We start from the raw sequence: 22,530 nt of genomic DNA, 5'->3' as shown, positions 1-22,530 counted from the left end.
TGCTACCTGCCAAAGGAGAACAGCAGGTCGAACACGTTGCCGGCCGTCGCGTCCAGATAGATGCCGATAGGATTGAAATGCAGCACGTACGGCACGAGGAGCACCACGATGAGGAACACCGGCATCGCGTAGCGCTGCACTTTGTAATACTGCGGCAGATACTTCTGCGGCAGGAAGAACGCGAAGATGGACGAGCCGTCCAGCGGCGGGATGGGCAGCAGGTTGAAGAACATGAGGTACAGGTTGATGAGCGAAAACATGGGAAGGAACAACGTGAGGAAGTAGTAGAAGACGTCGTTCTGCGCCAGCGCGCTCACCGGCAGCACGAGCATGACGAGCGTGTACACGACTGCGCCCAGGACGGCCAGCACGAGGTTGGCCGCAGGCCCGGCGAGGCCCACGATGAGGTCGCCCTTGCGCGGGTCCTTGAAGTAAGCGGGATTGTACGGCACCGGCTTCGCGTAGCCGAACACGGGCATGTTCATGGCCATGAGCAGAAGCGGCATGATCACCGTGCCGAAGGGGTCGATGTGCTTGAGCGGGTTGAACGACAGCCGTCCCGCGCGCTTAGCCGTGGGATCGCCCAGCTTGTAGGCGGCGAAGCCGTGGCACGCCTCGTGGCACACGATGGCGGGCACGAAGCTCAGAATGGAGCATATGAGGTAGGGTATCGAAATCATAGTGCGATCAGTCTACCGCAACCGCAGAGGGCGACGTGCGCCGGGAGGGAAACTTCACAAGGAGCGAACGCCGCGAAGCCGGACTCGGCATGCGGAAACGCATCTTCGCTCCAAAAACACGCCTCAGTCGCTGAGGCGTGTTTTTGGAGCGAAGATGCCCGGCGCCAGCGCCGCTGGAAAACGTTTTCGCGCCGCTCGTGTCGCGCGAGCCCCGCGTTCAGCGCCGAACAGGCCTTTCGCCGCGGAACCGGTTCAGCGCGACCCGGCGCGCATGGTACGCTTCGTGCATGATTTCCCGATCGCGAAAAGGAGCCATCGCCATGTCAGAAGCACGCCACAACCCCGTTCTCGCAGGTCAGACCGCCGTTATCACCGGAGGCGCTTCCGGCATCGGCAAGAGCATCGTCCAACGCTTCCTGGAGGCGGGCGCAAGCTGTCTGGCCGCCGACCTCAACGAGGAGGCTCTCGCCGCGCTCAAGCAGGAGCTGGCCGAGTACGGAGACAAGCTGGACGTCGTCAAGGTGGACGTGTCGAGCCGAGACGACGTGGAGGGCATGGTCGACCGCGCCGTCCAGACGTTCGGGCAGATGAACATCATCGTGAACAACGCCGGCATCATGGACAACCTGCTGCCCATCGCCGAGATGGACGACGACGTGTGGGAGCGCCTCATGAAGGTGAACCTCAACAGCGTCATGTACGGCACGCGCAAGGCCGTTCGCTATTACATGGAGCGCGGCGAGGGCGGCGTCATCATCAACACCGCGTCGCTGTCGGGCCTGTGCGCCGGACGAGGAGGCTGCGCCTACACGGCCTCGAAATTCGCCGTCGTGGGCCTGACGAAGAACGTGGCGTTCATGTACGCCGACACCGGCATCCGCTGCAACGCCATCTGCCCCGGCAACACGCAGACCAACATCGGCGTCGGGATGCGCCAGCCCAGCGAGCGCGGCATGGCGAAGGCAACGACGGGCTACGCCGGCGCCACCCGCTCCGGCACCCCCGAGGAGATCTCCGCCGCCGCGGTGTTCCTGGCCTCCGACCAGGCCGGCTTCATCAACGGCGAGACCCTCACCATCGACGGCGGCTGGAGCGCGTACTAGGAGCCCCGGTCCACCATCGCCCCAATGAGAAGCGCCCGACCGTTCGGCCGGGCGCTTCTTCGATTGCAAGCGCTTCGTGCCGCCTACGCGTTCTCGCGCTCGAACTCGCCCATGAACTTCACGAGGGCCTCGACGCCTTCGCGGGGCATGGCGTTGTAGATGCTGGCGCGCATGCCGCCCACGCTGCGGTGGCCCTTGATGCTCTCGATGCCGACCTTCTTCGCTTCGGCGACGAACTTCGCGTCCAGCTCGTCGCTTCCGGTGACGAACGGCACGTTCATGATGGAGCGGTCCTCTTTGCGCGCGGTGCCCTTGAACAGCGCGCTCTGGTCGAGGAAGTCGTACAGAAGCTGCGCCTTCTCAACGTTGCGCTCTTTCATGGCCTCGAGGCCGCCCTGCGCCTTCAGCCACTGGAACACCTTGCCGCACATGTAGATGCCGTACGCGGGCGGGGTGTTGTACAGGCTCTTCGCGTCGACATGCGTGTCGTAGCGCAGCATGGTGGGCGTGCCGGGCAAAGGCTCGGACACGAGGTCGTCGCGGATGATGACGATAGTCACGCCGGCCGGGCCCATGTTCTTCTGAACGCCGCCGTAGATGAGGCCGTACTTCGACACGTCCATGGGCTCGGACAGGAAGCACGACGACACGTCGGCCACCAGCGGTTTTCCGTTCGTGTCGGGCAGCTCGTGGTACACGGTGCCGTAGATGGTCTCATTCTGGCAGATGTAGACGTAGTCGGCGTCGTCGGACAGCTGGAGGGCGCGCACGTCGGGCACGTAGCTGAAGTTCTCGTCCTCGGAGGAGGCGACGCAGCGGGCATCGCCGAAGATCTTCGCTTCCTTGAACGCCTTCTTCGACCACGAGCCGCTGACGATGTAGTCGGCCACCTTGTTCTTCATGAGGTTCATGGGGATCATCGCGAACTGCGTGGACGCGCCGCCCTGCAGGAACAGCACGCGGTAGTTGTCGGGAATGTCCATGAGGTCGCGGATGTCCTGCTCGGCGGCCTCCATGATGGCGGCGAAGGGCTTGGAGCGATGGCTCATCTCCATGACGGACATGCCGCAACCGCGGTAGTCGAGCATCTCGTCAGCGGCTTCGCGCAGCACCTCCTCGGGCAGAACGGCGGGACCGGCGGAGAAGTTGTACACTCGAGCCATGGGAACGACCTCCTTGATACGTGACGCAGACAATGCGGTCAAGTATACACGCGTTCCACGTCCTCCGCGCGCTTTATCTTGCTAAAGCGCGAAAATGCCCGCTTGGACGGCTGAGTCAACCTGCAGCTCCTACCCCAGCCCCGGCCACCCTTGCTGGCGCAGGGCCTCGTAGGCGGCCACCGCCACGGCGTTGGACAGGTTGAGGCTGCGCAGGCCCTCGCGCATGGGGATGCGCACGCAGCGGCTCGCGTGCGCCTCGATGAGGCCGAGGGGCAGGCCCCGGCTCTCGCGACCGAACACGAGGAAGGATCCCTCCCCGTACGCCACGTCGCCGAACCCGCGACGAGCCTGTCCGGTGAACAGGTGCAACTCGTCGGCCGCATGAGCCTCGAAGAAGGCCTCCGTGCACGGCCAGCGCACGATGTCCACCTCGTCCCAGTAGTCGCATCCCGCGCGCGCCAGGTTCTTCTGCGTCAGGCGAAACCCCATGGGCTCCACGAGGTGCAGCCGCGCTCCCGTGCAGGCGCACGTGCGCGCGATGTTGCCGGTGTTCTGCGGAATCTCCGGCTCGACCAGCACGATGCTCAAAGACTGCGTCACAGCTGTTCCGCCTGCTTCGCCATCTCTTCCTCCAGTTCCTCGGTGAGCAGGAACCATTCTTCCTCGGCTGCGGCCAGGCGCTGCTTGAGCTTGGCATGCTCGGCCACGGCATCGGACGAGGCGTCCTCGTTGATGTAGAAGGCAGGGTCCGCCATGAGCTCCAGCAGCTCGGCCATGCGCGCGTTGTCGCGCTCCATCTGCTTGTCCAGCTCGGCGATGCGTTTGCGATGGTTCTTGAGCGCGGCGTAGGCGCGGTTGCGCGCTTCAGCCTCGCGACGCTTCTGCTCCTTGGTCTTAGGAGAGCTCGCGCGCGGCGCCGTGAGCTCGGCTTGGGACCCGCTCGCCGCAGCCGGCGCCTTCGCGACCGGCTTCGCCTTCTGCTCCTTGGCCTTCCCCGCCGCCTTCGCCTTGGGGCCCTCGTCCAGCATCTCGTCCACAAGCGACGGGCCGCTAGGACCGTCGCCGTCCAGCTGTCCGCTCTTGAACAGGTAGTAGTCGTAGTCGCCGTCGTAGTTCGTCGCGCGCCCGGGCTCGATCTCCACGATGCGGTTCGCCACCCCGCGGATGAGGTGGCGGTCGTGCGTGATGAAGAGTATCGTGCCCTCGAACACCTTGAGCGCCTGCTCCAGGATGTCGGCGCTGGCGATGTCGAGGTGGTTCGTCGGCTCGTCGAGGCACAGAAGCGGCCGCGGGGCCACCAGCATCTTCGCCAGCGCGAGACGGCTCTTCTCGCCGCCGGACAGCACGCTCACCCTCTTGTCCACCGCATCGCCCGTGAACAGGAACGCGCCCAGAAGCGTGCGAACCTGCGAGACGCTCCAACCCGGCGCCACGCGGTCGAGCTCTTCGAACACGGTGTTGCCGGGATGCAGCTCCTCCAGCTGGTGCTGCGCGTAGTAGGTCTTCGACACGTGCACGCCGTACTCGATGGTGCCCGCATCGGGCTCGATGGCGCCCGCGATCATCTTGAGCAGCGTCGACTTGCCCGCGCCGTTGGGCCCCACGAGCGCGATCTTGTCGCCGCGGTACATGGTGAAGTCGAAGCCGTCGTACACGGCCTTGTCGCCGTAGCGCTTCACGAGGCCGCGGGCGCGCACCACCTCGTCGCCCGTGCGCGGGGGCTGCTTGAAGTTGAACTTGACGGTCTTCTTCTCCTCGGGAAGCTCGACGCGCTTGATCTTCTCGAGCTTCTTCACGCGATCCTGCACCTGCTTGGACTTCGTGGCCTTGTAGCGGAACTTCTCGATGAACGCCTCCATATGGGCGATCTCCTCGGCCTGCTTCGCCGCCTCGGCGCGCAAGCGCTCAAGACGCTCCTCGCGCGTCCTGAGGTAGGCCGAGTAGTTGCCCTTGTACAGGTTCACCTGGCCGTTGTCCACTTCGGCCACGCGGTCCACCATGTTGTCCATGAACGCGCGGTCGTGGCTGACCACGATGACCGTGCCGGCGTAGCCGCGCAAAAATCCCTCGAGCCACTTCACGCTCTCCAGGTCGAGGTGGTTGGTGGGCTCGTCGAGCAGCAGCACCTCGGGGTTGCGGATGAGCAGCTTCGCCAGCGCGATGCGCATCTGCCAGCCGCCCGAGAACTCGGTGGTGCAGCGCGAGAGATCGCCCTCCTTGAAGCCCAGGCCGAACATGACGCTGCGCACCTTCGCCTCGATGGTGTAGCCGCCCAGCACCTCGTAAGCGTCGCGGGCGCGCCCGGCGGCGGCAAGCTGCTGCGGCGTGGGAGCCTCGCCCAGCTCGGCTTCCAACTTGTGCAAACGGCGCTCGGCCTCCAGCACCTCAACCTGAGACGACATGACCTCCTCGAAGATGGGCTGGTCGGCCATCTCGATGGCCTCCTGCTCGAGGTAGCCCACGCGCGCGCCCTTCGCGAACAGCACGCGACCCTCGTCGGGATCCTCGGCGCCCGAGATGATGTTGAGCATAGTGGTCTTGCCGGCGCCGTTCGGGCCCACGAGCGCCAGGCGCTCGTATTCCTCCAGGCGGAACGTCACGTCGTGGAAGAGCTGGCGCCCTCCGAACGACTTCGAGATATGTTCAAGTTGCATGATCATGGTGCGTGCGCGCTTTCTGCTTGCGGTTCGGTGCATGGCTGCGCCCGCAGGCGCAACTTGTCTATGATACCGGAAGAAGCCGTTTGCGACGAAACGGCTTCTTCAATCGCAGAAAGCTCCTATATCGGCGCGAGCCGCGAGCAGCCGCGAGCGCTATGCCAGCGCGGCGTACTCCTCATCCGCAACGGGCTCCAGCCACTCGTTCGACGCGCCTTCGGCCGGCACGGCGATGGCCACGTGCGAGAACCAGCTGTCCGACGCCGCCCCGTGCCAATGCTTCGTTTCGGGCGGGATGCTCACCGCATCGCCCGGCTTGAGCTCGCGCGCGGGCCGGCCCCATTCCTGGTAGTAGCCGCGCCCGCCCGTGACCAGCAGGATCTGGCCTCCGACATGGTGCACGTGCCAGTTGTTGCGACATCCCGGCTCGAACGTCACATTGCTCACGCTCACGCCCGCATCCGCCCCGGTCAGCGGCGCCAGATAGCTCGTGCCGACGAAGTACTGCGCGTACGCCTCGTTCTCCTCGCCCAGCGGAAACACCGCTGCAGGGCCCAAGCTCTCCTTCATGTCCATGATGCATCCTTCCTTTTCGCCGGAAGGCTTGTCCGGCATCCTGCCGTCTCCCGCCTTGCCCAGTCTGACGAACCCATCCTAGTCCTTTGAGCGGACTCCAAGTCAAGGGAACACGCGAATCCGAACCGACTTGCCTGCCATCGCTTGACTTGGAGCGGGCTCCATGTGGTTCAATGCACCTACGAGGTAAGGAGCTTCCCATGAAGATCGCCGAAGTGAGCAAGGAATACGGCCTGTCCGCCGACACGCTGCGCTACTACGAACGCATCGGCCTGCTGCCGAACGTCACCCGCACGGCAAGCGGCATCCGCGACTACAGCGAGCAAGATTGCGCGCGCGTGCAGTTCGCGAAGTGCATGCGGGCCGCCAGCGTGTCCATCGAGGCGCTCATCGAGTACATGGCGCTGTACGACCAGGGCGATTCGACTCTCGAAGCGCGCAAAACGCTGCTCGAGGAGCAACGCGCGCTCGTGGAGCGGCGCATCGCCGAGATGCAGGCCGGCCTCGATCGCCTGAACTTCAAGATCGACAACTACGACAAGACCATCCATGACTGCGAGAAGAAGCTGCGCGGCGAAGCGTGATCCGCAGAGCCCGGCCTTGCATGCAAAAAAAGCGGCCCCTAAGGGCCGCTTTTGCTCGTTCATGCGTTCAGAGCTTTAGAGCACGCACACCTGCGTGGCCTGGCTCTTGCCGTTGGAACCGGACGCGATCACGAATTCCACCTTGGCGTTTTCGTCGAGGCTCTTGTAGCCGTCGCCCTGAATCTCGCTGAAATGGACGAACAGGTCTTCGCCGTTCTCCTGGGAGATGAAGCCGTAACCTTTTTCAGAGCTGAACCACTTAACCGTACCTTGAGACATACAAACCTAGCTTTCCACCCCGAAGGGCTCATACTGCGACGCATGCAACCGTGTTGTCAGCGTTGCGATCATAAGCGACGTGTTGTCGCCTACCTCAGTATAAGCCCTGCAACGGAGAATCCGAGGAGCAGAGCCCGATACTTGCTCGCACACAAGATCAGCACTTTTCGAAGTGCGCGAGGCGAAAGGTGCCGGATGCGACAGGCGATGCGATACCGAATGCGACGGAATAAAAAAACAGACCAGACTGTTCGTCTGGCCTGCCGTTAAATTCTGGCTCCCCGGGTAGGATTCGAACCTACAACCCTCCGGTTAACAGCCGGATGCTCTGCCGTTGAGCTACCGAGGAATGTGCGCCCTTGATCGCGCAAGTGAAGATTATACCGGAACCTCATCATTTCGCAATACCGAATTTTCAAAAATTGGGCACTTGCAAGATTTCCAATGATAAGGCCAGGTCATAAGCCAAAAAGTCTAATAAACCATGTTCATGGCTTCTCTTACCTCATCGAGCGTAGCGTTCGCGATCTCGTTGGCACGGCGGTTGCCCTCGTGCAGCACGTCCTTGATGTAGTCCATATCGCCGGCCAGCTGCACGCGACGCTCGCGGATGGGCGCCAGGAACTCGTTTACGCTCTCGGTGACGTACTTCTTGAGCGTGCCCGACCCGCCGTCGCCGATCTCTTCGGCGATGTCGACCTCGGTGCGGCCCGTGCACAGCGCGGCGGTGGTGAGGAGCGCCGACACGCCGGGGCGGTTCTCCTTGTCGTAGGTGATCATGCGGTCGGCGTCGGTCTTCGACTTCTTGATGAGCTTGGCGGTTTCCTCCGCGGTCAGCGACAGGCTGATGGCGTTTCCGTAGCTCTTCGACATCTTGCGCCCGTCGAGGCCGGGGATCTCCACCGCGTCGTTCAGCACGCCTTCGGGCTCGGGGAACACGTGGCCGTAGCGCTCGTTGAAACGGCGCGCAACCTGGCGGGTCTGCTCGATGTGCGGCAGCTGGTCCTTGCCCACCGGCACGATGTTGCCCTTGCAGAACAGGATGTCGCACGCCTGGTGCACCGGATACGTGAGCAGAAGCCCCGTGAGCGCATGGCCCGACGCGTCCATCTCTGATTTCACGGTCGGGTTGCGAAGAAGCTCGGCCTCGGTGACAAGCGATAGGAAAGGCAGCATGAGCTGGTTCAGCGCCGGAACGGCCGAATGCGTGAAGATGATGGTCTTCTCGGGATCGATGCCGCAGGCCAGGTAGTCCACCACCATGTTGTACACGTTGTCCTGGATGTGCTCGGTGGTGTCGCGATCGGTGATCACCTGGTAGTCGGCGATGATGATGCGCGTGGTTATGCCCATGTCCTGCAGCGCGACGCGTTCGCGGATGGTGCCGAAGTAGTGGCCCATGTGCAAACGGCCCGTGGGACGGTCGCCCGTGAGCATAGTGTACTTCTCGGGGTGGATGGGAAGATCGGCGCGGATCTCGTCGGAGCGCTTGCGGCTCGCTTCAAAACTATCGATGCTCATAGTGTCGGTTCTCCGTTGATCGAAGCTCTTCGTTGGATGGTTGCAACGATTCAGTATAACGGTTTTCGCCGTTCGGTACAGCAATCGCCGAAGCTCCGGCAGCCCGCCCGAACGCCCGCCCTGCGCTCGACCTGAAGGGCGAGACCCATAGATCCGCCCATTTGAGGAATGCGGGAGGAAAACCGGAGCCGCTCGCGCGCAGTATAATTCCTACGTACGCGATATACGCGCCAGCCAAAGCGAGAAGATGGAGCACCCACATGAACGACACCTAGCGCAACCTTGGGAAAGACGAGCTCGTCGAGCTTCTGGAGATATACGCGAAGAACCTCATCGCCCTCGACGGCACCTGGTTTCAGTCCCTCGAACGAGAAGAGGGCATGGACACGGCCGTGCGCCATGACATCGAGGCGTGGCGGCGCTTCAGCGTGTCGGAGGCGCGACGCATCAAGAAGTTCCTCGGGCTGGACGAGCGCCCCGGCATCGAGGGTCTGGCCCGCGCGCTCGCGCTGCGCTGCCAGTCGGCCGCGAACGTCGACGAGATCCTCGTGGAAGGCGACGAGCTGACCTACCGCATCGTCGACTGCCGCGTGCAGAACGCGCGCAAGCGCAAAGGCATGGGGTTCCATCCCTGCCGCAGCGTGGGCGTGGTGGAGTACGGGGTGTTCGCCGAGAGCATCGACGACCGCATCTCCTGCGAATGCCTGAGCTGTTTCCCCGATATGACGGACGACTCCTGCAATTGCGCTTGGAAGTTCACGCTGAAAGCGTGAGGATATGAAAAAGCCTTCCGAAAGGAAGGCTTTTGAATTCATGGTGGTCGCTACAGGATTTGAACCTGTGACCCCCGCCGTGTGAAGGCGATGCTCTCCCGCTGAGCCAAGCGACCGTTTCGGTTGCGTCGTTCGCAACGTTTGAGTATTCTACCGGTAGTTTCGAATACGCGCAAGCCCCTTTTTCGAAAATTTCTCGAAGAGGATTTGCATCGGCTTGCGGATATCCCCTTGGCATCGGTGCCCGTTTTGGGATAGAATAGCGGGACGCTTTACGGGCCTATAGCTCAATGGTGGAGCAGGGGACTCATAATCCCTTGGTTGCAGGTTCGAGCCCTGCTGGGCCCACCAGGAAAATCGAAACCGGTTGCGCTACGACTCGCGCAACCGGTTTTTTATGCGGCGGTCGCCGGGTCGCCCGGAGCTCACCTGGACTTGGAAACGGAGGCCCTTCGCACGATCTCGACCTGGGGGCACCGCCGCTCGATCTCGGCGAAGAATTCTTCCTTGTCCTTGACGGCGATCATCAGCTCCTCGTAGCCGATGCGCAGCTCGATGCGGTCGAACGACGCCGCCAGGGAAGCCAACGGGTTGGACGTCTCGCGCAACCGGCGGATCTTCGAGACGGGATACGTCGCCTTCTGGAAGCCGAACACGATGAGCAGGTTGCCCTTCCCGTCGAACTCGACGTAGTTGCGAAGAAGCGTAGGGATGATGAAGATGTCGCAGAGGACAAGGCACAGCGAGCAGACGACGGCGCTTATGAACGCGCCCTCTTTCGCAGGATCGGCGAAGAACGACGTGAGCGGCCACGCCAGCATGACGTTGACGCCCACCGTCAACGCGTAATACCACCCGTCCACTTTCCCCGCGAACCTCATCGGCTCACCCATGATGCTCCTTCAATACGTCGACATGCGTCTTCAGCGAAAGAACGATGAGCACGGCGACGCCCAAGGCCGCCGCGATGCCGATGACCAAGCACGCCGTGCGCACCGCGTCGTCCTGTTGGGCGTAGCTCCACGCCCCGAAGCACCAAAAATCGATCGCGAGCAGGAAGATGGCCACACCTGAGCGTCGAGCCTCCCGGCGATACTGCGCCTCGCTCGGGTTGAGCGCCAGAAAGTTGTTTCCCCCGGCGAGGATGCTGAAGCATTTCACATTGCCGGCGAACACGAACGCGCCATACACGCACATGAGAACACCGACGACGATGAGGGCGATGAACGTTTCCATGATGGGCCTACCTCATACGAATTCCGGCAAGCTCTTCGCCGTTCAGGAAGCTGATGCCGTACGTTACCGTCGCTTTCTCGTACACGGCGACGACCTCCACCACATCGAACACCTGCCCGGATTGCGAGATCTCCGTCGCGTACGCATTGCCGAACGACCCGAAGGCACCCCAATCACCGGGAACCGTGATCTCCCTCGCTTGCTCCATCATCTCGGCGTTGAGACCCGCTTTCATTTCGTCGATCGACATCGACTGCAGCGTTTCGTAATCGCCCGCGTCGAGCAGCGCGACCACCTCCTGCGCACGCTCGATTACCTGCTGCTCGGTTTGGTGGGAGCTTTGCCCCGCAGGGGCGGTTTTCGGCGATGCCCACCAGGTCGCGGCTCCGATGATCGCCGCCACGGCCACCGCGACGGTCGCCACGATAGCTATCGTCTTGGTGCGCTTGCGTTTCTTGCCGGCGGCTCGCTCCGCTTCGGAGAGATCCTCGTTGAACTCTTGCGCCACCTGACGCGGGTCGCCCATGCGGGATTCCACCTGCTCCCAGGTCTCGCCTGCTGACAGAGCAGCGGCGATGTCGGATTCGAGGTCGCGCACGAACTCGGCTTGGCGCGCTTTCGAGCAGGTCAGACGCTTCGCAACCGCCTTCACATAGGATTCCTTGTTCATCGCTCCTCCTCCATGATCGACCGCACATGTCCGTCGAATTCGTTCCAGATCTCGTACATCTCGCGCAACGCGTCGCGCCCCGCCTCGGTGATCGCGTAGTACTTGCGCGCGGGCTCCTTCGCAACGTGCGCGCTCATGCGGCTGGTCACGAGGCCGCCGTCCTCAAGCCGGTAGAGGATGGGGTACAGCGTGCCCTCCTTGAGCGCGAGCGCGCCGTTCGAGCGGTCGCGAAGCTCGCTGATCAGCTGATAGCCGTATTTCTCCTCGTGCTGCAGCAGCTTCAAGACGAGCATGTCGAGCGCGCCCTTCTTCATCTGCTGCGCGAACCGGAGCTGCATTCCGAACCCTTCCCTCTATCACCTAGCAATACTAAATATATCTGATCTGCGAATATCTTGCAATACGATAAGACCGAGCAAAAGCCCGACGCTGCAGCGCATCGGGCTGAAAATGACGAAAAGACGTCGAATTTGGAAACCGCCGCGTCCTTTCGGACACACTCGGAACAGTGCATGCAGGAAAGGCGACTGCGCGACCAGGCGTTTCGCAAAAGGAAGCCGACCGGCGTCCGCGAAAGCCGGTGCGAGATTTCCGAATTCGATGCTTTTTCGCCATCACCGGCACCGTCGACAGCCCGTACGCCGCGTCGAGGAACAGGAAGACGGGTTACTGGGTTCTTTTAACCAGGTAGCATTTATGGATACGGGGGTTGCGTTCGAAGTCGTGGGGAATGGTCTGCGCCGTGATGTCCTCGAGCGTGACGCCGTACTTGGCCAGCGCCTCCTCGTCGGGCTTGAACGAACGGAGGTTGCACGAGAACACGGCCTCGCCCTCTTCCGACAGCAGGCGCGACACGCCGATGAGCAGCTCCACATGGTCGCGCTGCACGTCCCACGTGCGCTTGCCCATGGCCTTGGAGTTGGAGAACGTGGGCGGATCGACGAACACGAGGTCGAAGCGGCGGCCGGTGCGGCGCGCTTCGGTGATCCACGCCATCGTGTCGCCGCGTTCGAAGGTATGCTGCTCCCCCTCGAAGCCGTTGGCTGCCATATTGCGAGCGGCCCAGTCGAGGTAGGTCTGCGACAAGTCCACCGTCGCAGTGCTCTTGGCGCCGCCACCGGCTGCATGCACGCTCGCCGAACCCGTGTAGGCGAACAGGTTGAGGAAGCGCTTTCCCTCGGCCTTCTTCCCCACCAGCTCGCGCGTGAGACGATGGTCGAGGAACAGGCCTGTATCCAGGTAACCGACCAGATCGACCTCGAACAGATAGCCGTCCTCGCGCACCTGGGTGACGTAGGAGCGCCGGCTCGAGTCGCGATACTGGCTGCCGCCCTTGTCGCGGCGGCGCACCTTCGAGAACACGTGGTCGGGGCGCACGCCCAGCACCACGGGCGCGAGCGCCAGCACGTCGTCGTAGCGGCGCTGCGCCTTGCCGGGATCGATGGTGGAGGGCGCCGCGTACTCGGCGATGTGCAGGTACAGGTTGCCCTCGGCATCGCCCGCGCCCGGATACACGTCGATGGCCACGGCGTAGTCGGGCAGGTCGGCATCGTACACGCGGTAGCACGACACGCCTTCACGGCGCGCCCACTTGCGGCGCTCCTTGGCCGTTTTGCGCAGCCGTGCGGCGAACTGCTCGGACGTCGGCTCCAGCACCTCCACCACATGCTCGGCGCCGCCCGCGGGATCGGGCACGACCACCTTCACGGCCTCCATGGGGGGCTTGTCGAACACGAGCGCCTCGGTCTCCACGCGGTCGCGGCCGAGCACGGCGCGCACCGCGGGCGCGACGCCAAAGCGCGCCTCCACGATCTCGCCGCCGGCCACGGCGAACGTCGAGCCCCCCGGAGCGACCGAAGCCGCGCGCACGAACGCGGCCGCGTCAGCCTGCGAGCGCGCGTCGGACTGGGCCCGCTCGCCCGTGGGCAGCACGCTGGCGACCGTGCACGAGGCCGCCTCTCCGCCGCGCGCCCTGCCGGCAGCGGCGCACACGCGCGACACCAACTCGTCGACGCTCTGCGCGTCCGCAAGCTCGATGCTGACGGCCTGGCGCAAGCCCGCGCGCTTGGCGTGGACGCGCGCCCGCGCTATGGCCGGAGACGACGTGGACGCGCCCGCGAAGCGCACATGCGCCGGATCGGGCGGTGCCGACGCGGGGCCGTCGAGCGCGCCCGGCGCCGTGGCCGACGCGAGGCCGCGTTCGAACCGCTCGTCCGCCTCGTCGATGAGCTCGTTCCAGACGTCAGGATCCGAAGGCACCCAGCCGAAGAAACCCCAGCGCTCGCGCGTAAGGCCCGGAGCCAGGTCGCACGCGGCAGATGCCGCCTCCACCACCAGGAAGCCGTCGCCGCACGCCGGATCGACCAGCGCCTCGCCGCGGCTTCCGCGGGTGCGCCAACCTGCCAGCGCCAGAAGGCCGGCCGCGAGCGCGCACGACAGCGGGGCGTCGGGACCGTCGTCGGGCGTGAGGTAGGAACGGTGGTACAACGATTCGCCCGACAGGTCGAGCGAGATCGTGGCGCGCCCCTCCCGCACACGCACGTCCACCGAAACGTCGGCATGATCGGCGTCGACGTCGGGACGTTCGCCGCGCATCTCACGCAAACGGTCGCATACGGCATCCTTCACCTTGAGCGCCGTGAACCGGGTGTTGCGCAGCTCGTCGTTCATGCCGTGCGCCTGCACGGACATGCTCGCGCCCGGAACGATGACGCCCTCCCAGGCGATGCGCCGCACGCCCTCGTACAGCAGGTTCGCATCGCCTGCGTTCACGCGCCCCACCACCACGAGGATGCGCGAAGCCAGCCGCGACCACAGGCACGCCGACAACGCATGGCGCACGTCGCAGAAAAAGGCGACGCCCCCGCCGAGGGGGCGCACGCGCTTGATGCCCAGACGCTTCAGCTCTTCGGCGAGCGGCGCCTCCAAACCGGACAGGCAGCTAGCGAACAGTTCGAGGTTTTCGTTATCCATACAGCGCAGATCCAATCTTCGCATGCCGCAGGTTGGCGTAGTAAGTCAGCGAGAAGGACCCTGGTGTTCCGAATTGGCGGGATGGAGAAGGCGAAGCGTACGTTGCGTACGCGAGTCTTCGCCATCGCGCCAAAGCGGGGCGCCAGGGTCCTTCGCAGCGTCGGCCCGTTCCGACGGCCGTCAGGCCGCCGGAACCTTAATCTTCCAGGTAGTCTTTCAGCTTGCTCGAGCGGGACGGGTGGCGCAGCTTCGCCAGCGTTTTGCTCTCGATCTGGCGGATGCGCTCGCGCGTGACGCCGAACTCGCGTCCGACCTCCTCGAGCGTGCGGGGATGGCCGTCCTCCAGGCCGAAGCGCAGGCTGATCACCTTGCGCTCGCGTTCGGCCAGGCCGTCGAGCACCTTCGACAGCTGCTCTTGCAGCATGCTGAACGAGGCGGCGTCGGGCGGCACCACGGCGGCATCGTCCTCGATGAAGTCGCCCAGCTGGGAATCCTCCTCCTCGCCGATAGGCGTTTCCAGCGACACGGGCTCCTGCGAGATCTTCTGGATCTCGCGCACGCGCTCGGCAGGCAGACCCATCTCCTTGCCGATCTCCTCGGGGCTGGGCTCGCGGCCGAGCTCCTGCAACAGCTGGCGCTGGATGCGCACGAGCTTGTTGATGGTCTCCACCATGTGCACGGGGATGCGGATGGTGCGGGCTTGATCGGCGATGGCGCGCGTGATGGCCTGGCGGATCCACCAGGTGGCGTACGTCGAGAACTTGAAGCCCTTCGTGTAGTCAAACTTCTCGACGGCGCGGATGAGGCCGAGGTTGCCCTCCTGGATAAGGTCGAGGAACAGCATGCCGCGTCCTACGTAGCGCTTGGCGATGGACACGACGAGACGCAGGTTCGCCTCGATAAGCTGCTGCTTCGCGTCGATGCCCACCTGCTCGATGCGGCCGAGGCGGCGCTTCTCGCGGCGCTCGAGCTCGATGCCCTCGTCCTCGGCCTTCTCAAGCTCCTCCATGGCGGCCACGCCGGCCTCGATCTTCATGGCGAGGTCGATCTCTTCGGCGGCCGTGAGCAGCGGGACCTTGCCGATCTCCTTGAGGTACATGCGGACGGGGTCGCCCGTGAGCATGGTCACGCTGGCGTCGGCATTGCGCTTGCGCACGGAGCGCACCTTGCTCTTGCCCGCCACCTTGGGCAGCTGAACCTCGACCGTCGCCTTAAGCTCCTCTTCAGGAATGCCTTCGAGCAGGTCTTCGTCGTCGCTGTCATCGGACAGGGGGCTTTCAAGCTTATCGTCGTCGAGTCCGTCGCCGGCGTCGACCACATCAGGCTCGTCGTCGAGGGCGTCTTCCTCCAGGATGTCTTCGGCTTCGATCGAGGCAACCGCCGCGTTGTTCCGCTCTTGGGCTTGCTTGCTTGAGGCTTGGGCCACGTGATCTTCCTTTCCGACCGGACTGCGCGCAGGGCATGAGTATACATACGCACCAGGCGCAAAGATACAGCCAAATAATATACCACACTTTTCCGTCATCTTGCTGACGAATATGACGCTTGCGCAGGTTTTGCGAGGCTCGCGAACTTGCGCCGCAACCGTGAGCCTACCCCTTGCGCGGCAGGTAGCTGCGCAGCGTCTCGTAGAGCTGCTGGGCATCGAAGGGCTTGGGGATGAAGCCGTCCATCCCGGCAGCGGCCGCGTCCTCGCGGTCCTCCTGGAACGTGTTGGCCGTGAGCGCGATGATGGGCACCGTGCGAGCGTCTTCCCGATCGAGCGAGCGGATCTCGATCGCCGCCTCGAGGCCGTCGAGCAACGGCATCTTCACGTCCATCAACACGAAATCGAACGCTCCCGGCTCCGAAGCTTCGAACATGTCCACGGCTTCGCGCCCGTTCGCCGCACGCCGCGCCTCGACGCCCTGCATGTCGAGCAGCGCCACGGCGATCTCGGCGTTCAGATCGTTGTCTTCGGCAAGCAGCACGCGCGTGCCCGCAAGCGACCGGTCGGCCGTTTCCGCAGGGGTCTCCTCGTCCCCCAAAGCCTCCTCGTCGGCCGTCGGCAGCTCCAGCACGAAGAAGAACTCCGAACCCTCGCCGACGCGGCTCTGCACGTCCAGCCTTCCTCCCATGAGTCGTACGAGGTTGCTGCTGATAGCCAGGCCGAGACCCGTCCCCTGCGCGTTGCGGCGATTCTCGGACGCCTGCTCGAACGACACGAAAATGCGCTCGAGATCCTCCTCGCGGATGCCCGCGCCGGTATCTTCCACGCTGAAGCGCACACGCGCGCTTCCCTCGTCGCGCATGAGCACGACCACGCTCAGCCGGATGGCGTCCCCCGGATCGGTGAACTTGAGCGCGTTGGACAAGAGGTTCGCCAGCACCTGCTGCAGCCGCACGTCGTCGCCCACCACGACGTCGTCGGCATCGCAGCGGGTCTCGAACAGGACTCCCTTGTCCTCGGCCTGGAGAAAGAACATGCTCTGCAGACGCTCGGCCAGCGAACGCAGGCGGAGCGGCGCCGTCTCTATGCGCATCTTGTCGTTCTCGATCTTCGACATATCGAGGATGTCGTTCACGAGCGACAGCAGGAACTGGGCCGACATGTTGATCTTCTCGAGACTCGAGCGAATGGACGGCGTGGCTTCTCCCGACAGCGACGCCACGCTCGAAAGCCCGATGATGGCGTTCATCGGCGTTCGGATCTCATGGGACATGCGCGAGAGGAAGTCGGTCTTCGCTCGACCCATCTCCTCCACCTTCTCCAGCTTCATCTCCATCATGCGGTTGCGCACCTTCGCCACCGACACCACGATGACTATAGCGCCCACGAACAGGCACAGCACGAGGCTCAACGCCACGACGAGCAAGGGGTTCTCGGAGACGAGCGCTTGAATGGTGCGCTGCTTGCCGAACGAGGGCATGCTATTGTGCGACGCGATGGTGTCCAGCTCGTCCTGCGAGAAGCTGTTCACCGCCTTGCTCATGATCGAGTACAGCTCCGTGTCCACGGGCTTGGCGAGGGCGAACGAAAGGCCCGCCTCATGATGCTCGGAGGTTGCCGGCGTGATGTTGCTGAACGAGTGGTCGATGAACAGGCCTTCCGCAAACGCGACGGGCATGCTGGTGGCGTCGGCGCGTCCGGAGTTCACCGCTTCGAGGCAGTCTTCGTAGGTACGGTAGTGCACGACCTCGGAAGCCTCCACGCCGTCGGTGCCATCACGCCCTTCGATCTGGGCGAAGACCGTTTCCCGGAGGAAGCCAGCTTGTTGCGGAACACCACCTCGTTGAGCGACGCGAAGCTCTCGGTGATGGCGAGCTGTTGGCCGTCCGCCGCGTAGCCGTCGTCCAAGAAGCCGCCCATCATGTCCACTTCCCCCGATTTAACCAGGTCGACGGCATCTTGGTACGTACTGGCATGCACGAGGCGAAACGCGAGCCCCGTGCGCTCGGTGACCAGGTCGAGCACATCCTTCACGATGCCCTGGTACAGTCCGTCGCGCTCGTAGTACAGCGGGTAGCGGCCCTGCATGACGGCCACGCTGATCTCGCCTGCATTGTCGATGAACGCACGGTCGGCTTCGGAGAACTTGATGGCGCATTGGCGGCGGGACGGCAGGTGCTTTGCATCGAGCTCGTTCGCGAACTCGGCATTCGCCGTGTAGATCGACGTCATCGCTGCATCCAGATCGTCCTTCAGATCGCTTCCGAACGGCATGGCTATGTAGTACGGTTCGCCGTCGAACTCGGCGGCGACCCTGCGGCCTTCGGTGACGTCCACGTCGCCGCCCAGCACCACGTCGGCGGTGCCGTCGTCCAGGCATTTCGAGTAGGCATCGTAGTCGAGCGGCAGGACGATGCAGTGGATATCGTTGAAATCGAGGTAGTTTTCGAGACGGCGAATCTTCTCGGTAGCGTTCTCGAACACGCCGATGGTCTTGCCGTTGAGCGTGCGAGAGTCGAAGACGACGACATCGTCGTTCTCTTCGAGGCTGATGAGCAGGGCGTGGTTCGCACCGATGGCGAAGTTCGAATACTGGAACGAATCGACGAGCTGCTCCCGATAGTACATGCCGCCCATGAGGTCGATCTCTCCCGCAGACGTCCGTTTCATGAGACTTTGGACATCGCCGTCCACGAACTCATAGGTCCATCCGGTGTACTTGGAAACCTCCGCGAGCCAATCGTAGAGGATGCCGGAGCGCACGCCGTCGGCATCGGTCACGCTGATGCCTTCGACCTCGGGGAACGCCACGCGCACCACTCGAACGTCCTCGGATGCATCCCGCGAACCGCCGACATCGGCCGCCGCGGGAACGACGAAGACGGTTGTTGCCATCAGCAATGCGGCCATCGCCGAGCAGACGCAACGCGCCGCTTTCTTTCCCACAGCCCATCCCTCCTTCGACACCCGCGAGAACGCCTCACGATCAGCTAGGATACCACGGTCTTGCCGAAAACCTACGATCCGACATGAACGGAGGCCCGCGAGAACCGATAAAACCGTTTTAAGCCGCTTCCCATGCGACGCTCTCCAGCGCGTATACTGTTACGCAGACGAACCCTCCGCACGCACCCGAGGAGCAGCCGATGAACGCCCGACGCCGCCATCTCCGCGCAGCCGCCTGCCTGACCCTGGTCGGCCTCCTGGCGTGCCTGCCGCTCGCGGCCGCCTTCGGTTCCGTGGACGAGGACGACATGGCGCTCCGTCTCAGCGCCGCCGAGCGCGCCTTGCCGCCCGACCGGCTTCCCGACCTCGACGCATCCTGTGCCGCGCTCATGGACGAGGACGGCACGCTGTGGTTCGGCCGCAACGCCGATGACGCCGCGCAGATCGCCTCGCTGACGAAGATCATGACCGCGATCGTGGCGGCGGACTGGCTGGACGCATCGACGATGATCGAGGTCACGCCCGAAGCCGCCAGCGTCGGCGAATCGAGCGCCGGGCTCGCGCAAGGCGACTCGATGACCTTCGACGACGCGCTGAAGGCGCTGCTCACGGCTTCGGGCAACGACGCGGCGTCGGCCATCGCCCAAGCGGCCGGAGCGCGGATGCTGGCGCAGAAGGGGTCGGGCGGCGACGCGTACGCCTGCGAGGCGGCGTTCGTCGAGGCCATGAACGCGAAGGCGGCCGAGCTGGGGCTGGAGAACTCGTTCTTCGCGAACCCGCACGGCCTGGACTTCGACGCGTTCGCCCAGGGGCAGTACAGCTGCGCGGCCGACGTGGCGACAATGCTGCGCGCGGCCATGCAGATCGACCTCGTCCGAGCGAACATCGGGTTCTCGCAGGCAGACATCACGGTCCAGCGCGACGGGGCGCCCGTGACGCTGGCGCTGGAGAACACCGACGCCCTGCTGGGCAGCTACCCGGGCGCGTGCGCGGCCAAGACCGGCTACACGCTGGCCGCCGGGCCCTGCGCGGCGACGGCCGTGAACCGCGGAGACGGGCACGAGTACTACGCCGTGGTGCTGGGGTCGTCCTCGAAGCCGCAGCGATTCGTCGATTCCGCAGCGCTGTACGACTGGGCGTACGCGAACCGATCCTCGCTGCGCGCGCCCATTTCGGACGAGGACATCGCGGCCTGGGGCGAGCGCGTGGCGTTCACGGTCGCCTGGTTCATGGAGGGCTGGTAGGCCGAACGTCCGCCAAGCCGCGGCGCGAGCGCGCTACAGCAGATCGTCGGGATCGACGTCCACGGCCACGTTCGCATCCCTGTCGGGCTTGCGGCGGCGGAAGAGGGGCAGCAGCGCATCGGACAGGTCGGCGTCAGCCGGGCACTTCACCACGATGTGCCAGCGGTACGTGCCGCGCAGCTTCGCCAGCACGCACGGCGTGGCGGGCAGCACGCTCCAACCGTCGCCGCCGAAGTCGCGCACCGCCTCCTCCAGCGCCGCCTGCAGCTCGGCCGCCACGCGGCGCACGGCCGGCTCGTCCTTGCTCCACACCAGCACGTTCGCCATGCGCACGTAGGGCGGGTAGCCCAGCAGGCGGCGCTTCGGCAGCTCGTCGCGCAGGAACAGGGCGCGGTCGTAGGCGGCGGCCGCGCGGATGGCGGGAGCGTCGGCCTCGTAGGTCTGCACGAGCACGCGGCCCGGCAGCTCGGCGCGGCCCGCGCGACCCGCCACCTGCTCCACAAGGTCGAACGTGCGCTCGGAGGCGCGGTAGTCGGGCAGCTTCAGCATGGTGTCGGCGTTGATGACGCCCACGAGCGTGACGTCCTCGAAGTCGAGGCCCTTCGCGATCATCTGCGTGCCCAGCAGCACGGCGGCGTCGGCGGCGGCGAACTCCTCGAGCAGACGCTGGTGCGCGCCCTTGCCGCTCGTGGTGTCGGCGTCCATGCGCACGATGGGCACCCCCGGGCCCACGCCGGGCATCTCGTCGAGCAGCACGCGCAGCTCGGCCTCGACCCGCTGCGTGCCCGCGCCGAACTTCTTGAGGTAGGGGCTGCCGCATTCCGGGCACACGGGCGGCGTGGGTATCCGATAGCCGCAGTGATGGCAGATCAGGAAGTTGCCGCGTTCGTGGTACGTGAGCGACGTGGAGCACGAGGGGCACTCGGGCACGAAACCGCATTCCCGGCACAGCAAGAATTTCGCGAAGCCGCGCTGGTTGAGCAGCAGCACCGCCTTGCGGCCGGCGGCCAGCTCCTCCTCGAGCGCGCGGGCCAGCGGCAGCGCGAACATCGAACGCGACCCGCCGCTGAACTCCTTCGCCATGTCCACCACCTGCACCTCGGGCAACGGTTTGCCGTTCGCGCGCTCGGGCAGGCTCACCTGATGCCATGAGGGGTTTTTCGCGCAGGCGTGCAGCGCCTCGATGGAGGGCGTGGCGCTTCCCAGCACCACGGCGGCCCCGGCGCGCCGCGCCATCCACACGGCCACGTCGCGCGCATGGTAGCGCGGCGCGCTGTCCTGCTTGTAGGAACCTTCGTGCTCCTCGTCGATGACGATGAGACCGAGGTTCGAAAGCGGCGTGAACAGCGCGCTGCGGGCGCCCACGACCACGCGCGCCGCGCCCGAGCGGATAAAATCCCACTGGTCGTAGCGCTCGCCCTGGCTCATGCGCGAGTGCATGACGGCCACCAGATCGCCGAAGCGGCCGCGGAAGCGCGCCACGGTCTGCGGCGTCAGCGATATCTCGGGCACGAGCACGCACGCCGTGCGCCCGGCGGCCAGCGTCTCCTCGATGGCCTGCAGGTACACCTCGGTCTTGCCCGAGCCGGTGACGCCGTCCACGAGCACCACCTCGCCCGCGCCGCGCGAGCGCGCCGCGTCGATGGCCGCGAGCGCATCGGCCTGTCCTCGCGTCAGCGGCGGCTTGGGCGAGGGGGTGAAGGAGCCTGCGGGTTGGACTGCGCCTGCGGGCTGGAGGCTCGCAGGTTGGACGGCCGCTGGTTGGCGCAGTGAGTCAGCGAGCGTTTCCGCAGCGCTTGAGCCGGGGTCGATGACGGAAACGTGGCGCACTTCGGTGCGCGAGCCTTCGTCGACGGCCGTATATCGGGCGTTGCGGGAAGCCGCGGCGTCGGCCCGCTCCGTCGGCCGGCAGGCCGACGGAACCTGAAAGCCCCGCATGCGACGGCGGTGCTCGATGCGCACGACGCCCTGCTTCTCCAGTGCCTTGAGAGGCGACGACACCGCGCCGAACTCGGCCGTCAGCTCGGCCACGCGCAGCTCGCCGCGCTCGAGCGCGGCCGCGATGGACGCCTGCTTCACGGCGTTCTTGCGCGGCTCGAAGTCCGCGAGCGCAGGCCCCGGCACCACCCAGCGGTCGTCGACTTCCCCCACCGTCGGCTCTTCAAGACGCCAGTAGCCTCCCTGCGCGCGCACCATGCGCGGCACGCCGCCAGGCGGCGTGAACAGGCGCACGCACGACGACAACGGCGCGATGTAGCGTTCCGAGAGCCACTGCGCGCACGCAGCCCCCTCCTCGTCGAAGTACGGGCGGCTCACCGCGCGCACGATGCCCTTGAGCTTGGCAGGGTCGAGACCTGCGGGCCAATCGCCTTCGGCGCGCTCCTCGATGCCGATGACGAAGCCGACGGCCTGCCGCGGCCCGAACGGCACGAGCACGGCGCAGCCGACCTCGATCGGCTGGTCGCCCGCTTCTTCAGGGACGGCGTAGGTATACGGCGCGTCGAGCGCCTGCGTGGGTATGTCCAAGATGACGGATGCGAGTTTCATGCCCCCAGTATATCCCAACCCCGAGCTGCCGCAGGAGCCCTACCGCTCCACCGCAGGAAATCCCTTGGCATTCCGCTCGCCCCCGCATCCGAACACGCTATCCGTTGTTAAACCAGGATCGACATGCACCGCCGCACGCCGCTTTCCCT

General features: G+C 64.9%; 19 protein-coding genes, 3 tRNA genes and 1 pseudogene. 5 read left to right on the top strand and 18 right to left on the bottom strand.

The window, feature by feature from the left end; translation table 11 throughout:
* Nucleotides 1–2: 2 nt before the first annotated feature.
* Nucleotides 3–680, bottom strand: a complete 678-nt coding sequence (locus GT613_RS03860; RefSeq protein ID WP_009304545.1) for a site-2 protease family protein — start codon at nt 678–680, stop codon at nt 3–5.
* A gap of 320 nt (nt 681–1,000) precedes the next feature.
* Here GT613_RS03860 and GT613_RS03855 point away from each other — a divergent pair, with 320 nt between their 5' ends.
* Nucleotides 1,001–1,783: a glucose 1-dehydrogenase gene (locus tag GT613_RS03855; protein WP_114538125.1), complete on the top strand. Its 783-nt coding sequence runs from the start codon at nt 1,001–1,003 to the stop codon at nt 1,781–1,783.
* A gap of 83 nt (nt 1,784–1,866) precedes the next feature.
* Here GT613_RS03855 and serC read toward each other — a convergent pair whose 3' ends face one another.
* From serC to GT613_RS03835, 4 genes are all read right to left on the bottom strand, one after another.
* Nucleotides 1,867–2,946: a 3-phosphoserine/phosphohydroxythreonine transaminase gene (gene serC, locus GT613_RS03850; RefSeq protein WP_114538126.1), complete on the bottom strand. Its 1,080-nt coding sequence runs from the start codon at nt 2,944–2,946 to the stop codon at nt 1,867–1,869.
* Nucleotides 2,947–3,075: 129 nt separating this feature from the next.
* Nucleotides 3,076–3,546: a tRNA (cytidine(34)-2'-O)-methyltransferase gene (locus GT613_RS03845; protein WP_009608294.1), complete on the bottom strand. Its 471-nt coding sequence runs from the start codon at nt 3,544–3,546 to the stop codon at nt 3,076–3,078.
* A complete protein-coding gene (gene abc-f, locus GT613_RS03840) occupies nt 3,543–5,606 on the bottom strand; it encodes a ribosomal protection-like ABC-F family protein (protein ID WP_009608301.1) in 2,064 nt (687 codons plus the stop codon). Before abc-f ends, GT613_RS03845 begins: the two co-directional genes overlap by 4 nt.
* A gap of 153 nt (nt 5,607–5,759) precedes the next feature.
* Nucleotides 5,760–6,179, bottom strand: a complete 420-nt coding sequence (locus GT613_RS03835; protein WP_175282514.1) for a cupin domain-containing protein — start codon at nt 6,177–6,179, stop codon at nt 5,760–5,762.
* A 200-nt stretch (nt 6,180–6,379) separates the two neighbouring features.
* On the opposite strand from GT613_RS03835, the gene GT613_RS03830 reads away from it, so the two are divergent.
* Nucleotides 6,380–6,763 carry a MerR family transcriptional regulator gene (locus GT613_RS03830; RefSeq protein ID WP_009304551.1) on the top strand — a complete coding sequence of 128 codons (384 nt, stop codon included), beginning with the start codon at nt 6,380–6,382 and terminating at the stop codon, nt 6,761–6,763.
* Nucleotides 6,764–6,838: 75 nt separating this feature from the next.
* Here GT613_RS03830 and GT613_RS03825 read toward each other — a convergent pair whose 3' ends face one another.
* The 3 genes from GT613_RS03825 to trpS form a co-directional block, all read right to left on the bottom strand.
* On the bottom strand, nt 6,839–7,042 hold the full coding sequence (locus tag GT613_RS03825; protein ID WP_009304552.1) for a cold-shock protein: 204 nt from the start codon (nt 7,040–7,042) through the stop codon (nt 6,839–6,841).
* Between the two features lie 274 nt (nt 7,043–7,316).
* A tRNA-Asn gene (locus tag GT613_RS03820) sits at nt 7,317–7,391 on the bottom strand.
* A 125-nt stretch (nt 7,392–7,516) separates the two neighbouring features.
* Complete coding sequence (gene trpS / locus GT613_RS03815) at nt 7,517–8,563, bottom strand: tryptophan--tRNA ligase (protein ID WP_009304555.1); 1,047 nt, start codon at nt 8,561–8,563, stop codon at nt 7,517–7,519.
* A gap of 290 nt (nt 8,564–8,853) precedes the next feature.
* On the opposite strand from trpS, the pseudogene GT613_RS03810 reads away from it, so the two are divergent.
* A pseudogene (locus GT613_RS03810) lies at nt 8,854–9,336 on the top strand (DUF6125 family protein); the annotation flags it as partial.
* Nucleotides 9,337–9,377: 41 nt separating this feature from the next.
* Here GT613_RS03810 and GT613_RS03805 read toward each other — a convergent pair.
* Nucleotides 9,378–9,452: transfer RNA gene (locus tag GT613_RS03805), tRNA-Val, on the bottom strand.
* 160 nt (nt 9,453–9,612) lie between these two features.
* Here GT613_RS03805 and GT613_RS03800 point away from each other — a divergent pair.
* Nucleotides 9,613–9,687, top strand: a tRNA-Ile gene (locus GT613_RS03800).
* A 74-nt stretch (nt 9,688–9,761) separates the two neighbouring features.
* On the opposite strand, the gene GT613_RS03795 is transcribed toward GT613_RS03800, so the two are convergent.
* From GT613_RS03795 to GT613_RS15410, 8 genes are all read right to left on the bottom strand, one after another.
* Entirely contained in the window at nt 9,762–10,229 is a 468-nt protein-coding gene (locus GT613_RS03795) for a PH domain-containing protein (protein ID WP_009304557.1), read from the bottom strand.
* Complete coding sequence (locus GT613_RS03790) at nt 10,222–10,572, bottom strand: hypothetical protein (RefSeq protein ID WP_009304558.1); 351 nt, start codon at nt 10,570–10,572, stop codon at nt 10,222–10,224. Before GT613_RS03790 ends, GT613_RS03795 begins: the two co-directional genes overlap by 8 nt.
* Nucleotides 10,573–10,579: 7 nt before the next feature.
* A complete protein-coding gene (locus GT613_RS03785; protein ID WP_009304559.1) occupies nt 10,580–11,242 on the bottom strand; it encodes a DUF3887 domain-containing protein in 663 nt (220 codons plus the stop codon).
* The gene (locus GT613_RS03780) at nt 11,239–11,580 is read right to left on the bottom strand and encodes a PadR family transcriptional regulator (protein ID WP_009608334.1); all 342 of its coding nucleotides are present in this window, start codon (nt 11,578–11,580) and stop codon (nt 11,239–11,241) included. The genes GT613_RS03785 and GT613_RS03780 overlap by 4 nt, the downstream gene beginning before the upstream one ends.
* 328 nt (nt 11,581–11,908) lie before the next feature.
* A complete protein-coding gene (gene rlmKL / locus GT613_RS03775) occupies nt 11,909–14,215 on the bottom strand; it encodes a bifunctional 23S rRNA (guanine(2069)-N(7))-methyltransferase RlmK/23S rRNA (guanine(2445)-N(2))-methyltransferase RlmL (RefSeq protein WP_009608391.1) in 2,307 nt (768 codons plus the stop codon).
* Nucleotides 14,216–14,411: 196 nt separating this feature from the next.
* Nucleotides 14,412–15,569: an RNA polymerase sigma factor RpoD gene (rpoD, locus tag GT613_RS03770; RefSeq protein WP_370455169.1), complete on the bottom strand. Its 1,158-nt coding sequence runs from the start codon at nt 15,567–15,569 to the stop codon at nt 14,412–14,414.
* A gap of 238 nt (nt 15,570–15,807) precedes the next feature.
* Nucleotides 15,808–17,406: an ATP-binding protein gene (locus GT613_RS15415; RefSeq protein ID WP_233671151.1), complete on the bottom strand. Its 1,599-nt coding sequence runs from the start codon at nt 17,404–17,406 to the stop codon at nt 15,808–15,810.
* Nucleotides 17,349–18,590: a transporter substrate-binding domain-containing protein gene (locus tag GT613_RS15410; protein WP_009608320.1), complete on the bottom strand. Its 1,242-nt coding sequence runs from the start codon at nt 18,588–18,590 to the stop codon at nt 17,349–17,351. The genes GT613_RS15415 and GT613_RS15410 overlap by 58 nt, the downstream gene beginning before the upstream one ends.
* Nucleotides 18,591–18,790: 200 nt before the next feature.
* On the opposite strand from GT613_RS15410, the gene GT613_RS03760 reads away from it, so the two are divergent.
* Nucleotides 18,791–19,834 (top strand): D-alanyl-D-alanine carboxypeptidase family protein, encoded by a 1,044-nt coding sequence (locus GT613_RS03760; RefSeq protein WP_009608365.1) that lies wholly within the window; start codon nt 18,791–18,793, stop codon nt 19,832–19,834.
* Nucleotides 19,835–19,867: 33 nt separating this feature from the next.
* Here GT613_RS03760 and priA read toward each other — a convergent pair whose 3' ends face one another.
* Nucleotides 19,868–22,381 carry a primosomal protein N' gene (gene priA / locus GT613_RS03755; RefSeq protein ID WP_009608307.1) on the bottom strand — a complete coding sequence of 838 codons (2,514 nt, stop codon included), beginning with the start codon at nt 22,379–22,381 and terminating at the stop codon, nt 19,868–19,870.
* Nucleotides 22,382–22,530: the final 149 nt, after the last annotated feature.

It is taken from the genome of Eggerthella sp. BIOML-A4, assembly GCF_009875575.1.
Taxonomy (GTDB): domain Bacteria; phylum Actinomycetota; class Coriobacteriia; order Coriobacteriales; family Eggerthellaceae; genus Eggerthella; species Eggerthella lenta.
The sequence above is the reverse complement of the archived record's forward strand: the minus strand, read 5'-3'. Positions and strand labels throughout refer to the sequence as shown.

Coding starts and splice junctions, on each gene's coding strand:
- GT613_RS03860 (WP_009304545.1), bottom strand. CDS start 680: ATGATTTCGATACCCTACCTCATATGCTCCATTCTGAGCTTCGTGCCC.
- GT613_RS03855 (WP_114538125.1), top strand. CDS start 1,001: ATGTCAGAAGCACGCCACAACCCCGTTCTCGCAGGTCAGACCGCCGTT.
- serC (WP_114538126.1), bottom strand. CDS start 2,946: ATGGCTCGAGTGTACAACTTCTCCGCCGGTCCCGCCGTTCTGCCCGAG.
- abc-f (WP_009608301.1), bottom strand. CDS start 5,606: ATGATCATGCAACTTGAACATATCTCGAAGTCGTTCGGAGGGCGCCAG.
- GT613_RS03835 (WP_175282514.1), bottom strand. CDS start 6,179: ATGGACATGAAGGAGAGCTTGGGCCCTGCAGCGGTGTTTCCGCTGGGC.
- GT613_RS03830 (WP_009304551.1), top strand. CDS start 6,380: ATGAAGATCGCCGAAGTGAGCAAGGAATACGGCCTGTCCGCCGACACG.
- GT613_RS03825 (WP_009304552.1), bottom strand. CDS start 7,042: ATGTCTCAAGGTACGGTTAAGTGGTTCAGCTCTGAAAAAGGTTACGGC.
- trpS (WP_009304555.1), bottom strand. CDS start 8,563: ATGAGCATCGATAGTTTTGAAGCGAGCCGCAAGCGCTCCGACGAGATC.
- GT613_RS03795 (WP_009304557.1), bottom strand. CDS start 10,229: ATGGGTGAGCCGATGAGGTTCGCGGGGAAAGTGGACGGGTGGTATTAC.
- GT613_RS03790 (WP_009304558.1), bottom strand. CDS start 10,572: ATGGAAACGTTCATCGCCCTCATCGTCGTCGGTGTTCTCATGTGCGTG.
- GT613_RS03785 (WP_009304559.1), bottom strand. CDS start 11,242: ATGAACAAGGAATCCTATGTGAAGGCGGTTGCGAAGCGTCTGACCTGC.
- GT613_RS03780 (WP_009608334.1), bottom strand. CDS start 11,580: ATGCAGCTCCGGTTCGCGCAGCAGATGAAGAAGGGCGCGCTCGACATG.
- rlmKL (WP_009608391.1), bottom strand. CDS start 14,215: ATGGATAACGAAAACCTCGAACTGTTCGCTAGCTGCCTGTCCGGTTTG.
- GT613_RS03760 (WP_009608365.1), top strand. CDS start 18,791: ATGAACGCCCGACGCCGCCATCTCCGCGCAGCCGCCTGCCTGACCCTG.
- priA (WP_009608307.1), bottom strand. CDS start 22,381: ATGAAACTCGCATCCGTCATCTTGGACATACCCACGCAGGCGCTCGAC.